Annotated in this window: 13 protein-coding genes; 10 read left to right on the forward strand and 3 right to left on the reverse strand. The window is 58.0% G+C overall.

The annotated features are described in order from the left end of the window. Positions 1-165: 165 nt before the first annotated feature. On the reverse strand, positions 166-1,050 hold the full coding sequence (locus DHN55_RS07505; protein WP_337660027.1) for an SAM-dependent methyltransferase: 885 nt from the start codon (positions 1,048-1,050) through the stop codon (positions 166-168). 110 nt (positions 1,051-1,160) lie between these two features. On the opposite strand from DHN55_RS07505, the gene DHN55_RS07510 reads away from it, so the two are divergent. The 4 genes from DHN55_RS07510 (at position 1,161) to DHN55_RS07525 (ending at position 3,649) form a co-directional block, all read left to right on the forward strand. Then, positions 1,161-1,919, forward strand: a complete 759-nt coding sequence (locus DHN55_RS07510; RefSeq protein ID WP_108880696.1) for a double zinc ribbon domain-containing protein — start codon at positions 1,161-1,163, stop codon at positions 1,917-1,919. A gap of 48 nt (positions 1,920-1,967) precedes the next feature. Continuing rightward, on the forward strand, positions 1,968-2,225 hold the full coding sequence (gene grxC, locus DHN55_RS07515; protein WP_108880697.1) for a glutaredoxin 3: 258 nt from the start codon (positions 1,968-1,970) through the stop codon (positions 2,223-2,225). Positions 2,226-2,345: 120 nt separating this feature from the next. Continuing rightward, on the forward strand, positions 2,346-3,212 hold the full coding sequence (locus DHN55_RS07520; protein ID WP_108880698.1) for a nitrilase-related carbon-nitrogen hydrolase: 867 nt from the start codon (positions 2,346-2,348) through the stop codon (positions 3,210-3,212). Further along, positions 3,209-3,649 carry a DUF1178 family protein gene (locus DHN55_RS07525; protein ID WP_108880699.1) on the forward strand — a complete coding sequence of 147 codons (441 nt, stop codon included), beginning with the start codon at positions 3,209-3,211 and terminating at the stop codon, positions 3,647-3,649. Before DHN55_RS07520 ends, DHN55_RS07525 begins: the two co-directional genes overlap by 4 nt. Positions 3,650-3,687: 38 nt before the next feature. Here the strand turns inward: DHN55_RS07525 and ubiG are convergent, their stop codons facing one another. Beyond that, entirely contained in the window at positions 3,688-4,455 is a 768-nt protein-coding gene (gene ubiG, locus DHN55_RS07530; RefSeq protein WP_108880700.1) for a bifunctional 2-polyprenyl-6-hydroxyphenol methylase/3-demethylubiquinol 3-O-methyltransferase UbiG, read from the reverse strand. A 210-nt stretch (positions 4,456-4,665) separates the two neighbouring features. Here ubiG and DHN55_RS07535 point away from each other — a divergent pair, with 210 nt between their 5' ends. The 6 genes from DHN55_RS07535 to DHN55_RS07560 all read left to right on the forward strand — a co-directional run bounded on the left by DHN55_RS07535 (position 4,666) and on the right by DHN55_RS07560 (position 12,945). After that, a complete protein-coding gene (locus tag DHN55_RS07535; protein WP_108880701.1) occupies positions 4,666-5,940 on the forward strand; it encodes an aspartate kinase in 1,275 nt (424 codons plus the stop codon). A gap of 126 nt (positions 5,941-6,066) precedes the next feature. Beyond that, complete coding sequence (ptsP, locus tag DHN55_RS07540) at positions 6,067-8,280, forward strand: phosphoenolpyruvate--protein phosphotransferase (protein ID WP_337660028.1); 2,214 nt, start codon at positions 6,067-6,069, stop codon at positions 8,278-8,280. 250 nt (positions 8,281-8,530) lie between these two features. Next, a complete protein-coding gene (locus DHN55_RS07545) occupies positions 8,531-9,667 on the forward strand; it encodes a helix-turn-helix domain-containing protein (protein WP_337660029.1) in 1,137 nt (378 codons plus the stop codon). 164 nt (positions 9,668-9,831) lie between these two features. Beyond that, complete coding sequence (gene prfA / locus DHN55_RS07550) at positions 9,832-10,914, forward strand: peptide chain release factor 1 (RefSeq protein ID WP_108880704.1); 1,083 nt, start codon at positions 9,832-9,834, stop codon at positions 10,912-10,914. Continuing rightward, entirely contained in the window at positions 10,898-11,773 is an 876-nt protein-coding gene (prmC, locus tag DHN55_RS07555; RefSeq protein ID WP_337660030.1) for a peptide chain release factor N(5)-glutamine methyltransferase, read from the forward strand. The genes prfA and prmC overlap by 17 nt, the downstream gene beginning before the upstream one ends. A gap of 371 nt (positions 11,774-12,144) precedes the next feature. Next, on the forward strand, positions 12,145-12,945 hold the full coding sequence (locus DHN55_RS07560; protein WP_108880706.1) for a DUF4167 domain-containing protein: 801 nt from the start codon (positions 12,145-12,147) through the stop codon (positions 12,943-12,945). 43 nt (positions 12,946-12,988) lie between these two features. Here the strand turns inward: DHN55_RS07560 and DHN55_RS07565 are convergent, their stop codons facing one another. Next, the gene (locus DHN55_RS07565; RefSeq protein WP_108880707.1) at positions 12,989-13,762 is read right to left on the reverse strand and encodes an MOSC domain-containing protein; all 774 of its coding nucleotides are present in this window, start codon (positions 13,760-13,762) and stop codon (positions 12,989-12,991) included. Positions 13,763-13,807 lie beyond the last annotated feature (45 nt).

A 13,807-nucleotide genomic window follows, 5' to 3' on the forward strand; every position in this document is an offset into this window, starting at 1 on the left:
CAAACGGCTGCAATGGTCCACGGCAAAAGTGTATGGCCATTCCACAGTTATATTTGATATCCCGCAGTATACTTGAGAAGTCACCATTCCCGTCGACATAGAATAATTGAGGGAAAGCATGGATTTAATCGCGGCCGGAGATATCCAGCCTCGTGAGTGCACACTCTAGTCCCGCGGCAGCTTTCTCTCGTCCACTTTCAGGGCATCAGCGAGTCGGGTCTTGGCTGAACCGGGTCGCAGGGGCTTGGGCTGGCTTTCGTGCGGCGACCAGCCGGTGAGGTAGATCATCTGGAAGGTGGCGCGCACGCGGCTGTCGGGGTCCGCGAAGGTCTGGTCATAGTGGGCGCATACCATTGCCATGAGACCTGGGGTCACCAGCGAGCGATGGCGTTCAGCCATGATGTTTGACAGTCCAAGCGCCTTCAGGTCGTTCATCAGCGCAAGGCCATTGTCATAACGAACCTTGAGCCGGTCGGTATCGACGACGGGCAGGGCGAAACCGGCCCGCTGCAACAGGCCGCCGGCATCGCGGACATCGCAAAACGGGGCGACCCGCGGTGATGCTCCTGCCATCATCATCGTTTCCGCCTGCAGCCAGCTGGCGCGCAGTTCATGCAGGCTTTCTCCGCCCAGCATCGCGGCTAGCAGCACGCCGTCCGGCTTCAGGGCCTGGCGCAAGCGGGTGAGGCTGCCGGGCAGGTCGTTGGCCCATTCAAGGCCCGGGCAGGCGAAGATACAGTCAAATGCCTCCCGGGGCAGGTCGGGACTGTCCAGAAACACCCGATTTTCAGTCAACATGGGAATAACGGTTATGATGCAGTCATCGGGCAAGTGCGGCTTGATGGCGTCAATTATGCGAGATGCATCATGGCTGATGACCGCAATCTGCGAGAACCTGCGCGAAATGCTTTCAAACCGGTCAATCAACTCTGCAGCGGCAACATCGTCCAGAAACCCTGGCAGATTGCCTTTCGCTGCTGCACGGGCCAGATTGCGATGCAGCGCTGCCTGGTCAAACAGGTCGGGTATGTCGGAAACCGGCATTGTCATGGGCGTCAGATAAGTCGAGCGCTGCGGTTTGCGCAAGTGCGCAAATTGAAGTCAAAGTGGGATCACCGTTCAGGCAACGCATCGGACGCTGGAGGTCAGGTACAAGAGCCATGCAAGATGCAGTCACCCATATCGCCCGTGCCGGCAGGCGGTTTGCCGCTGACATGCTGGACATGGTGCTGCCGGTGACATGTTCGGTCTGCGAGCGCCCTGTCTCAGGTGCAGGCGGACTGTGTGAGGCCTGTTGGGCGGAACTGGAGATGATATCGCAGCCGGTATGTGACGCGTATGGAACCCCATTTGTATTTGAGGAAGGCGACGGGGCGGTATCTGCGCGGGCAATCGCTGATCCGCCGGTATGGAACAGGGCGCGTGGCGCCGTCTTGTTCAATGATTGCTCGCAACATCTGGTGCACGCCCTGAAATACCGCGACCGGCATGAGGTGGTGCGTTCAATGGCGCGAATGATGGTCCATGCGGGGCGTGACGTGATCCCGGAAGCCGATGTGATTGCGCCGGTGCCGCTGCATCGCTGGCGGTTGTGGTCGCGACGATATAACCAGGCAGCGCTGCTTGCCGGTGAAATTGGCGCAATTGCCGGTGTGGACACGATGGCCGACCTGGTCAAAAGACTGCGCAATACCCGTTCACAGGTGGGCCTTGGAGAAGGTCAGCGCAGCCGCAATGTAAAGGGTGCCTTTTCGGTGCCTGAAACCCGGGTTCGAGATGTTCTGGGGCAAAGAGTATTGCTGGTGGACGACGTGCTGACGTCAGGCGCAACTGCCAATGAATGCGCTGGAGTCCTGAAACGTGCTGGTGCCGTTCACGTGGATGTGCTTGTTTTCGCGCTTGTCAGCCATGCAGGTTGATATCATATCTACCGGAACTTGAGCGCAACACTACCGGAATCAACTGACATGAAGCCCGTGACGATCTACTCGACAATGATGTGCCCCTACTGCAGTGCCGCAAAGAACCTTTTGTCCCGCAAGGGCGTAAAGTACGATGAGATCGACGTGACCTTTGCGCCGGGCAAGCGCTCCGACATGACCAGGCGCGCGGGCGGAAAACGCTCAGTGCCGCAGATATTCATCGGTGAAGCCCATGTAGGTGGTTGCGACGAGCTGCATGCGCTTGAGCAGGCCGGGAAACTGGACCCGATGCTGAAGGGCTGACATTAACCGGTCTGTGGTAAGATGGCTTCGTGGCAACGGGAAAAGTTGCTACAATGGACTGGAAACGTTCCGGTTGATGGTTTTAGCCGGTCACGCCTGAGTTCCGGGATATTGATGCTTATGAGCGAGCAAATGGAAACGTCGTTTACCGCAGCCTGCATTCAAATGTGTTCGGGCCGCGATCCGCAGGCCAATATCGATGTGGCCAGCAGGCTGGTGCGCCAGGCTGCCGGCGACGGTGCAGACCTGATCATGACACCGGAGATGACCAACATCATCGACAGCCCTCGCGCAGCAGTTGCGGCAAAGGTTGCCGCAGAAGAAGACTGCCACGGCGTTGCTGCCTTCGCCAGGCTGGCTGCCGAGACCGGAAAGCATATCCTGGCTGGTTCTCTGGGGGTCCAGGCAGATGGCGGCAAGCTGGCCAACAGATCACTGCTGTTTGCGCCGGATGGAACCGTGATGGCGCGCTACGACAAGGCCCATATGTTTGATGTCGACCTGCCGAACGGTGAGAGATATCGCGAGTCATCGACGTTTGCTGCCGGTGACAAGGCGGTTTTCGCCGACCTGCCGTGGGGCAGGCTGGGCCTGACCATCTGCTATGACGTGCGGTTTGCCTACCAGTACCGGACGCTGGCCCAGCAGGGCTGCAGCTTTATTTCGGTTCCCGCGGCGTTTACCGTGCCGACCGGAACAGCCCACTGGCATGTGCTGCTGCGTGCCCGGGCAATCGAAACCGGGTGCTTCGTGTTTGCGCCAGCCCAGTCGGGAACTCATGAAGAGGGACGGAAAACATATGGCCACAGTCTCATCGTTTCGCCGTGGGGCGAGGTGCTGGCTGATGCCGGTGAGGTGACAACCGGCATTGTCATGGCGGAAATAGACGCGGCGAAAGTGATACAGGCGCGTGGCCGCGTGCCGGCACTCACGCATGACAAGGTGCTCAGCGTTGCTGATGACGTGTCACAGGCAGCCGCAGAATGATCCGTTACGACATATTATGTGAAGCCGAACACCGGTTTGACGGCTGGTTTGCCAGCAGCGACAGTTTTGACGAGCAGGTGGCGCGTCAACTGGTCCAGTGCCCGGTGTGCGGCTCGCACAAGGTTGCGAAAGCGTTGATGACACCTGGTGTGCCCGCCAGGGGAAACCGTAAAGATGAACCGGTTCCGGCATTGCATGCGCCGACCGACCCCAAGGCACAGGCAATGGCGGAGATGGTTCGCAAATTGCGATCGCATGTTGAAGAGAATGCCGATTATGTCGGTGACAAGTTTGCCGAGCAGGCCCGGCGTATTCATTACGGCGAAGATGAACAGCGCGGCATATACGGCGAGGCCACAATCGATGAGGCGCGCGAGTTGCATGACGAAGGGGTGGAAGTCCTGCCGCTACCCAAGCTGCCGGAAGACGGCAACTAGAACGTTGTGGAGTTGAGCTCCAGACGATAGATGCCTGTTCAACCGGCCGGTTTCTGAGCCACGATCATATAGTTCACATCGGTGTCTGCCGCTTTGCGCCAGGTGCCGGAGATTGGCGAATAGGTGACACCGACGGTTTCCAGCGCCGGACAGTCACCGGCTGCCAGCCAGGCATGCAGTTCTGCCGGCGTGATGAATTTTTCCCATTGATGGGTGCCTTTCGGCAACCAGCCGAGCACGTATTCCGCTCCTAATATCGCAAGGCCAAAGGCTTTCAGCGTGCGGTTCAGGGTTGCGACGAACATGATGCCGCCGGGGTTCAGCATGGAGGCGCAGGTCGCCGTAAAAGCGGCCGGGTCATTAACGTGCTCAATCACTTCCATGTTCAAGATGACGTCAAAGCGGGCGCCCTCGGAGGCGAGCTGCTCAGCCGTCGATGCGCGATAATTGATGTCCAGGCCCTGTTCCTGTGCATGAACCGAGGCGGTCTTGATGTTTTTTTCAGACGGATCCACTGCCGTCACCGCAGCCCCGAGACGCGCCATGGGTTCAGACAACAGGCCGCCGCCACAGCCGATATCAAGAAACTTCAAGCCGGAAAACGGCGTGCGCTGATGCGGATCTATGCGCAATCTCGCCGTCACCTGTTCCCGGATATAGTCGAGGCGGACGGGATTGAATTTGTGCAACACAGCAAACTTGCCGTCCGGATTCCACCATTCGGCAGCCAGGGCCGAAAAGCGTTCCACCTCGGCACTGTCTACAGACGCTGCGGGCGGTTTTTCTGCTGTTTTCGGGTTGGTCATTGAAATTCCGATTATCGATCAATTTGTGGTCATGTTACTTGCACAAAACGTCAATATTGCACAATGGCAGTGTTTGCGAGTATGAGTTTCTCACGTCAGGTGGCGACTAGGGTCCTGACCCTACCTACTAACCGATGGTCGAATGGCTGCTGTGCCGGGTTATCTGCAACCGGGTCCGAGCGGGTTTTGTTTTGAAAAGGCAGGGTGAACTTGGGCCGGCTTGTACTGAAATTTGGTGGAACCTCTGTCGCCGACATAGAGCGGATCCGCAATGTTGCGCGCCATGTTGCGCGTGAGGCTGCTGCGGGGCATGAGGTTGCAGTTGTTGTATCCGCAATGTCTGGAACGACCGACCAGCTTGTCGGCTGGGTCAACGAAGCTGCTGCCAGCGGCGGTGCCAACACCGTTTCCAAGGATATGAAAGAGTATGATGCGGTCGTGGCATCCGGCGAACAGGTAACGGCGGGGCTGCTGGCAATCGTGCTGCAGTCCATGGGACTGAAAGCGCGTTCGTGGGCCGGATGGCAAGTACCGATGCTGACAAGTGACGCACATGGTGCGGCTCGCATTCTTGACGCTGACTGCAGCGACATGATTGCTGCGATGGCGGATGGACAGGTTGCCGTCATGGCCGGGTTCCAGGGCCTGTCGTCGAACGGGCGGATTACAACTTTGGGCCGTGGCGGATCCGACACAAGCGCGGTCGCTCTGGCGGCAGCACTTGAGGCGAAGTGTGATATCTATACGGATGTGGACGGGGTTTACACGACAGATCCGCGTATCGAACCCAAGGCACGCAAGGTCGGTCGCATCTCGTATGAAGAGATGCTTGAGCTGGCTTCGCAAGGCGCCAAGGTGTTACAGACCAGGTCGGTCGAACTGGCCATGGTACACAAGGTGCCATTGCAGGTACGATCCAGTTTTGAAAGCCCTGAGTCGGAAAACCAGAATCGCGAAGACGGTACCGGCCCCGGCACACTAGTTTGCGATGAGGAGGACATTGTGGAACAACAGGTTGTCAGCGGAATTGCCTATTCGCGCGACGAGGCCAAGGTGTCGATACGCCGGGTCAAGGACAAGCCGGGTGTTTCAGCGGCCGTGTTCGGGCCTCTTGCCGAAGCCGGTGTCAGCGTCGACATGATTGTCCAGAACGTGTCGGCAGACGGAGATACCGCCAACATCACCTTTACTGTCGCCAACAAGGACATCGAACGGGCGATGGAGGTGATCGAGGGGGCCAAGCAGGACATCGGTTTTCTGGAGCTTGAAGCGTCAAAGGGCGTGTCCAAGGTGTCGGTAATCGGCATCGGCATGCGAAGCCATGCGGGCGTTGCAGCGGTCATGTTCAAGACGCTTGCCGACAAGGGGATCAACATTCAGGCGATCACCACATCGGAAATCAAGATTTCCGTGCTGATCGATGAAGACTATACTGAACTTGCCGTGCGGGTTTTGCACGAAGCCTACGGCATGGAAGCGGCATGAAGCTGGTATGGTTACAGGTTTGAATATGATGATGAATTGGCGAAAACAGCTGAAAGGTGAGACCGCGCGCTAATGGTACTTCCAGTCCAGGGCCCGCGAGTTTTGCTCAGACGCATGCGCGAGGTCATGGCACGACCGGAAGCTGCGCAGGCAAGACTCGACAAGATCGTTTCGCTCATCGCGGCCAATATGGTGGCCGAGGTATGCTCGATCTATGTCATACGCCCGGGTAACAATGATCTGGAACTGTTTGCGTCCGAAGGCCTGAAGTCCAGCGCGGTTCACAAATCCACACTGCTTGCCGGTGAAGGCCTGGTGGGCTTCATTGCGCACCAGGCAGAACCGCTGTCATTGTCCGATGCCCAGGCCCATCCGGCCTTCAAATACCTGCCCGAGACAGGCGAGGAAATTTATTCCTCGTTCCTTGGTGTGCCGATCATGCGCCATGGCGTCGTTTCCGGTGTTCTGGTTGTACAGAACCAGGTCAAGCGCAGTTATACCGAAGAGGAAGAAGAAGCGCTGCAGACCGTCGCCATGGTGCTGGCGGAAGTCATAGCCACGCCCGATGTGCAATCCGAACTTGAAGCGGCTGACAACGGTGCGCACCTGACGGGTTCCTATCACATCACTGGTGAGGGTCTGGTTGACGGGGTAGCACTGGGGCATGTGGTGCTGCATGAGCCGCGGGTGATTGTGACCCGGTTTATTGCCGAAGACATCGAAGCAGAACGCGGCAGGCTTGATGTCGCGATAGACCAGTTGCAGGCACAGGTCGATCAGCTTGCAGACCGGCGGCCCGGCCAGTTCAGCAGTGACTTCGAGGACGTGCTTGAAACGGTGCGGATGTTCGCCCGTGACCGGGGCTGGCTGCGCAAACTGCGTGAAGCGGTTGCCACGGGCCTGACCGCGGAAGCAGCGGTTGAACGGGTGCAATCAGATACGCGCGCGCGCATGGCGCGGCAGTCCGATCCGTACCTGCGCGAACGCCTGCACGACCTGGATGATATTGCCAACCGGCTGCTGCGCATTCTGACAGGTGCTGAAGAAAAAGCCTCGCGTACCGAATTGCCCAAAGATTCCATCATTGTTGCGCGGACCATGGGCCCGGCGGAACTGCTTGACTATGACCCGTCCAGGTTGCGCGGCCTGGTGCTGGAAGTTGCCGGCTCAACCTCTCACGTGGCGATCGTGGCGCGGGCCCTGGGGGTGACCACTGTCGGGTCGGCGAGATCGGTGTCGGACCTGGCTGAAGACGGCCAGGAAATCATCATCGATGGCGGGTCGGGTGACGTGCACGTGCGCCCATCGCAGGACGTGCAGCAGGTTTACACCGAAAAGGTCCGGCTGTATGCGAAACGCCAGGCACAATACGCAAAGATGCGCGACATACCGGCTGTTACTCTGGATGGACGTCATATTGACCTGTCGATCAATGCCGGCCTGATTGTGGACCTGCCGCATCTGGAGGCCGCAGGTGCGCAGGGTATCGGCCTGTTTCGCACCGAACTGCAGTTCATGCTGGCGCGGCGCTTCCCGAGATTTGGCGAACAGAAACGCTTCTATGAGAGCATTCTGGAAGGCGCCGGCGACAGGCCGGTTGTGTTTCGCACCCTTGATATCGGGTCAGACAAGGTGCTGCCTTATCTGACATCGGTAAAGGAAGAGAATCCAGCGATCGGATGGCGGGCCATTCGCATGGCTCTCGACCGGCCGGCCCTTCTGAGATTGCAGTTGCGCGCCTTGTTGTCAGCCGCGGCAGGCAAGGTGCTGCGGGTCATGTTCCCGATGATCTCGGAAACATCGGAAATGGTGCGTGCCCGTGAACTGGTGGACCTGGAATGCCGGTTTCTTGCAGATCGCGGGTATGAGCTGCCCAGCGAGATCAAGATTGGTGCGATGATCGAAGTGCCGGCGCTCGTCTGGCAGCTTGATCAGTTGTTGCCGCACACGGATTTTGTCTCGATCGGATCCAATGACCTGATGCAGTTCATGTTTGCCGCCGATCGTCAGCACCCCAAGCTTGCCGGGCGCTATGATGTTTTGTCGCCGGCGGCTCTCAGGGTCATGGATACCATTCGCGAAAGTTGCGAACGCCATTCCACGGCGCTGACCTTGTGCGGCGAAATGGCGGGCAGTTCGCTTGAGGCCATGGCGCTGATTGCGCTGGGGTTCCGGTCGATTTCGATGGCGCCGACTTCGATTGGGCCGGTGAAGCAGATGCTCCTGAAACTCGATTCGGTGAAAGCAGGGGCCTTCCTGCGCGATCATTTCGAAAGTGAAGCGCCATCGCTGCGTGAACCGCTTGTGGGCTTTGCACGGCAGCACAGAATACCGCTTTAGCGTGAGAACCGGCTTCCTGTGAGTTAAAATTGCCGGGCGGTTGTCAGAAATTTGCTCAAAGTATCGTGGCGTTCACGAATTGCTAACCCTGTTTGTTCATTCTGGGTATCGAATAGTCATTAGCTTCGAACGGATTTTGTGTCGGGGCTAGAGTGTTCCGGATGTCAGTATGAGTTGCTTTGACCTTTGTGCCTTCACGAAGGTCGCGCACGCTGCACACAGGCGCCGGATCAAGCAGGAGTACCCGGCGATGAACCAGCATACGCACGGCAACTTTGATCATAGTTTCCAGAGCTACCGGACCAAGCCGGACGGTTCCGAAGATCCCGCAGGCGAGGCAGGCTGGTTTTTGCAGCGCGAGCGTGAACGCCGCAAGGTCAGTCTCCGTGATGTGGCTCGCGCAATAAGAGTACATCCCATCCATCTCGACGCCATCGAGCGTGGTGACCTGACCCGCATGCCGCATCGCTCCGATGCCATTGGCATGGTGGGTGCTTATGCCGAGTTTCTGGGTTTCGATCCACAACCGATGATGATGCATTATGCCCAGCTGTTGCCGAGATCGAGTGCGCCAAGGCCACAAGGATCACGCAAGCCGGAGCCGCTCGGCAGCGCCCGTATCATAGATTTTCCATTGAGCCGCCGCCTTAAGGAAATCGCCGGCGGTGGGGGCGGTGTCGTTGCCTCCGTGCTGGCGGCGGTCGTGCTGTTCGGTGGTGTGAGTTACGCGCTGCTGCCCGGCGACGGGTCCGATTCCAGCCAGACCGTTGCAGAGGCTCCGATTGCCGGGTCTGGCGATACAACCAGCAACAGTACAGGCAGCAAGAACGAAGTGGCAGCCGATGTGAGCAAAGCGGAACAATCGCTCAGCGATGCGCCTGCTCCAGCGTCCAAAACCGCAGAGGCGATTGATCCGGCAACCGATCCGATCGGCGCGCTGCTTGCGGCGGAGGCCGACCGCGCGGCTGACAGCCTGGGTGGTCTCGACAAGTTGATCGCGAACAATGGTCAGATAGAAACCGTCGCCGACAATATGACAACGGCAACCACCACGCCCGTCAAGTCTGTCGACAAACCTGTGACACGGGACGGCAAGGGCCGCATCTTCGGTGCCGACAACACCGACGCCCGGTTGGTGCTTAGTGCATCTGAACGGGTCTGGGTGCGCATTGAGGACGGCAAGGGCAAGACCATTCTTGTCGACACCCTGAACCCTGGCGATCGTTTCAAGGTGCCCAATCAGGAAGGCCTTGTGGTGATTGCTCGCGACGGCGGTTTGCTGGCCTTCGAGATCGACGGAAAGCCCGGCGGAACCCTCGGCAATCCGGGTGAGGTTCTTGTCAACCGCACGCTCGACATCAACAAATTGCTCAACCGCGGCAGCTGATACTCCCGCTCCGGACCTGAATGATGCAACCAGGCCCGCATTGCCCGGTTGCATCGTCATGCTGTTGTCCCCCTGTCGAAGGGTGCTGCAGATGATAAAACTGCCTATACTTTTGCTCATGCTGCTGTAGAAGTAGGTCAGGTTCCACAAGCAATACTGCCATTATGTCGCTTTCCGATAGTCCGCAAATAGATAAGATCCTGCAACGCTTCGACGCTATCGAGGCGGAGCTTGGTTCGGGCGTTGTCGGGGACGATTTCGTGCGGCTGTCCAAGGAATATGCCGAACTTGAAGCAACGGTTTCAGTCATCCGTTCCTTGCGTTCCACCGTCGAAGAACTGTCCGGCGTGGAAGAAATGATGCGCTCCGGCGATGCTGAAATGGAAGAGTTGGCGCGGGCTGAGCATGACGGCCTGAAGCAAAGCCTGGAAACGCTTGAGCACGACCTGCGGCTGCAGTTGCTGCCTAAAGATGCAGCAGATCAAAGAGATGTCATACTTGAAATACGGGCAGGCACCGGTGGTGATGAAGCGGCGCTGTTTGTCGGCGACCTGTTCCGCATGTACCAGCGCCATGCCAGCCTGCACGGCTGGAAGGTCGAGATAATGTCAGCAAGCGAGGCAGAACACGGCGGCTACAAGGAAATCATAGCCAGTATTTCCGGCGCCGGTGTTTATGCCAAACTCAAATTCGAATCCGGGGTGCACCGTGTGCAAAGGGTGCCTGAAACCGAAGCGCAGGGCCGGATACATACCTCGGCTGCAACGGTTGCGGTTTTACCGGAAGCCGAAGAGGTCGATGTCGAAGTTCGAAATGAAGATATACGCATCGATACAATGCGTGCATCAGGTGCCGGAGGGCAGCATGTCAACACGACTGATTCCGCAGTTCGTATAACTCATGTTCCCAGTGGCATCGTGGTGGTCCGGGCAGAAAAGAGCCAACATCAGAACCGGGCCAGCGCCATGAAGGAATTGCTGGCGCGGCTTTACGACATGGAAAGAACCAGGGTCGACCAGGAGCGCTCCGACGCCCGCAAAGGCCAGGTTGGGTCCGGTGACCGCTCCGAGCGCATCCGCACCTACAACTATCCGCAAGGCCGGGTGAGCGACCATCGTATCAACCTTACGCTGTACAAGCTCGACACCATAATTGCCGGTGAAGGGCTCGACGAAATCATCGACGCCCTTGTGGCTGATCATCAGGCTACGCTTCTGGCAGCTGATGGCGATGAATATGCCGCGTAAGGTTGCGGAGTTGCATCGCGCCATTGCCGCCAGATTGAAGGCTGCGGGTATCGATACAGCCATGCTCGACGGGCGGTTGATTATTTGCCACGTGACAGGTTTGAGTGATGTGGACCTGATTGCCAGACCGCAAACGCCTGTGTGTGACGAACATGTCCTTGTGATTGAAGAGATGATCGATCGCCGCCAGGCGGGCGAACCGGTGTCGCGGCTGATCGGATGCAAGCAGTTTTTCGGGCGTGGATTCTCGGTTGCACCGGCGACACTTGATCCGCGGCCGGACACCGAGGTTCTGGTGGAGACCGGTGTGCGGCTGCTGCGGGGGTTGCGCGGCGATCGGCCGGCACGGGTGCTCGATATCGGCACCGGCACCGGTGCCATAGTCATTTCGCTGCTGGCAGAGGTTGTGTCTGCAAGCGGAGTTGCCACGGACATTTCGGATGAGGCGCTCGGGGTTTGCCGCAGCAATGCCATTGCGCTGGGAGTTGATGACCGCCTTGAAACTGTTTGTACCAACTGGGCAGACGGTGTCACCGGCAAGTTTGACCTGGTGGTTGCGAATCCGCCCTATATTGCCAGCGGCGAGATCGCCGGCCTTGAAGCAAATGTCCGCAACTATGATCCCGGCCTGGCTCTGGACGGGGGGACGGATGGACTGGATGCCTATCGGGCGATTTTTTCAGATGCTGCCGGACTGATGCGAACTGACGGCCATATGCTGGTTGAATTTGGCCAGGGCCAGCACGAAGCGGTTGTGCAGATTGCGGCGCGCGATGGGCTTGTGCTGGCAGACGGCAGTGCGGGTCTCATAAGAGATCTGGCCAGTATAATCCGGTGTGCGGTTTTCAAAGTTTGTTGATTCAATTTGCCATATGAAAAAAACTACTTGGAAACACGGGCACAAGCGGCTATTTTCAATTCCAGCGAAGTCATGTGGCGCGGCGATGTGGTATCACATTGAGCGCAGGACTTCTTGGAGCGAATGATCGCTGGCGCGGGCAGATATGCGCCGATCTTGTCAAGGCACCTTAAAACCATACTGATATCCAGAGCATTGAGGCTTGGAAGGTGGCATTTGCGGATTGTTGGCGGGCAGGGCGTCCGGGGCTTAAATATCGCAGGGGTTATGCAAGGCATATTTGCTTTGAAAGCTATTTCTTGAAAGTTTTCCTGTGCCCGAAAGGGCTGGCAGGCTGGGTTTGTTGTAAATTTTGCAGGTGACATTACGGAATGAGACAAGGACAACAGCACAATAAGAACAGGTCACGCGGACGTGGCGGCGGCGGAAATCGTGGCGGCGGCGGTGGCGGGCGCCAGTCCAACCCGCTTAATCGCGTGTTTGAAAGCAATGGCCCGGACGTGAAAGTTCGCGGCAATGCCCAGACAATTGCCGACAAATACCTGCAGCTGGCCCGTGATGCGGTGTCGTCCGGTGAAAACGTAAACGCGGAAAACTATTTCCAGCATGCAGAACACTACCTGCGGATCGTGGCAGCGGCCCAGGCGTTCAATCAGCAAAACCAACAGGCTCAGCAGGCTCAACAAGCCCAGCAGCGCCGTGATGACGGTGACGGCGAAGCTGAAACAGCTTCCGCCAATGACGGTGAAGCGGACGGCAAGCAAGCAACTGCAAGCGAAGACGGCGGGCAGGATAACAGCGGCCGGAATAGCAACCGCAGAAGCAATCGCGGGCAACGCGGCAATGGCCGTCAGCGCCCTGCTGCAGATGCTGAAACTGCCGCAAATCGCAGTGAAGAGGCACAGCCTGCTTCGTCGTCGGAAGGTGACGAAAACTGGCAGGCACAGGCGCCTGACTTCCTGCGCCGTGAGACGGGAGATCGTGACGGCAATGCCGGCAGCGATGGCGACGATGCGCCTGTCGAGGCCAAGCCGAAACGCCAGCCCCGCGCACGCAAGGCAAAACCGGCTGATGCGGCAGACGATGCAGGCTCATCCGGCGACGAAGCATCTGCGGCATCTGCGGAAGCATCGGCTCAGGATGAAGCGGCTGAGGATATCAGTGCCGCCTAGGCGGCCTGACCTTTTCAGCCGCGCGCCGAAAGCGCCTTGTTGCCTATTCGACAGTGACCTCATGACCGGTTTCCAGAACGTGGTCCGCTGATGCGCTGACATAAATCCCGCAGTCATCGTGCTGGAAGGCGGACATCAAGGTGCGTGGCAGGTTCATGTCGCGCTCGGCTGTTTGCGGATTTACACTTGTGGCAGCACACCGTTGAATGCGTTCAGCGACCCGGAATACCGGTGCTCCATCTATCTGTAGTGTCTTGCCCAGCCAGCTGAATTCTTCCCACGGTTGTGCGCCGTCTATGTGAATGTTGGCGCGAAACCGCAATGGATCCAGTGGCTTTCCTACCACGCGTTCGATTTCTCTCACACTTGCCAGGTTGAGGATCGAGATGAATTTTGCCGGCACATCGGTGAAATGGTGACCATCGGCATGCACAACGCGCGGACTGCCGCGCAGTTCGTCCTTCATGTAGGCGGCCATGAACTGCTCAATGATCTGTCGCCCGACCGGCGTTGACAGGTCACCGCGCGCAACCTGCTTGCCGCCGCGGTTTATGGTGAAAACCGGGTTGCCGCCGGATACATCCATATTGGTTTCAAGGCCGGCAATCTTCTCATGACTCATCAACTGGGTGAACGCAATTTTGGGCAGGTACGCCGGTGCGGCCACATCGAATTTCCTCGCGCCGGCTTCGATTGCCCAACTTCGGTCAAATGGAAAAGTTTCTCCGGCACTGACCTGAATTGACTCATGGGTCTGAACCGTCATGCCCTTCACGGGATAGGTGTTCAGTGCGCAGATGGTAATCATGCTGGCCATATTTGGGCTGCCCGAATCTTGTTATGGAAAAAACGATCACTATAT

Origin of the sequence: Anderseniella sp. Alg231-50 (assembly GCF_900149695.1) — a bacterium.
In the GTDB taxonomy this organism is placed as follows: domain Bacteria; phylum Pseudomonadota; class Alphaproteobacteria; order Rhizobiales; family Aestuariivirgaceae; genus Anderseniella.

Excerpts from the sequence above, each read along its gene's own strand:
- DHN55_RS07505 (WP_337660027.1), bottom strand. The coding sequence starts at position 1,050 with ATGACAATGCCGGTTTCCGACATACCCGACCTGTTTGACCAGGCAGCG.
- DHN55_RS07510 (WP_108880696.1), top strand. The coding sequence starts at position 1,161 with ATGCAAGATGCAGTCACCCATATCGCCCGTGCCGGCAGGCGGTTTGCC.
- grxC (WP_108880697.1), top strand. The coding sequence starts at position 1,968 with ATGAAGCCCGTGACGATCTACTCGACAATGATGTGCCCCTACTGCAGT.
- DHN55_RS07520 (WP_108880698.1), top strand. The coding sequence starts at position 2,346 with ATGAGCGAGCAAATGGAAACGTCGTTTACCGCAGCCTGCATTCAAATG.
- DHN55_RS07525 (WP_108880699.1), top strand. The coding sequence starts at position 3,209 with ATGATCCGTTACGACATATTATGTGAAGCCGAACACCGGTTTGACGGC.
- ubiG (WP_108880700.1), bottom strand. The coding sequence starts at position 4,455 with ATGACCAACCCGAAAACAGCAGAAAAACCGCCCGCAGCGTCTGTAGAC.
- ptsP (WP_337660028.1), top strand. The coding sequence starts at position 6,067 with ATGGCACGACCGGAAGCTGCGCAGGCAAGACTCGACAAGATCGTTTCG.
- DHN55_RS07545 (WP_337660029.1), top strand. The coding sequence starts at position 8,531 with ATGAACCAGCATACGCACGGCAACTTTGATCATAGTTTCCAGAGCTAC.
- prfA (WP_108880704.1), top strand. The coding sequence starts at position 9,832 with ATGTCGCTTTCCGATAGTCCGCAAATAGATAAGATCCTGCAACGCTTC.
- prmC (WP_337660030.1), top strand. The coding sequence starts at position 10,898 with ATGAATATGCCGCGTAAGGTTGCGGAGTTGCATCGCGCCATTGCCGCC.
- DHN55_RS07560 (WP_108880706.1), top strand. The coding sequence starts at position 12,145 with ATGAGACAAGGACAACAGCACAATAAGAACAGGTCACGCGGACGTGGC.
- DHN55_RS07565 (WP_108880707.1), bottom strand. The coding sequence starts at position 13,762 with ATGGCCAGCATGATTACCATCTGCGCACTGAACACCTATCCCGTGAAG.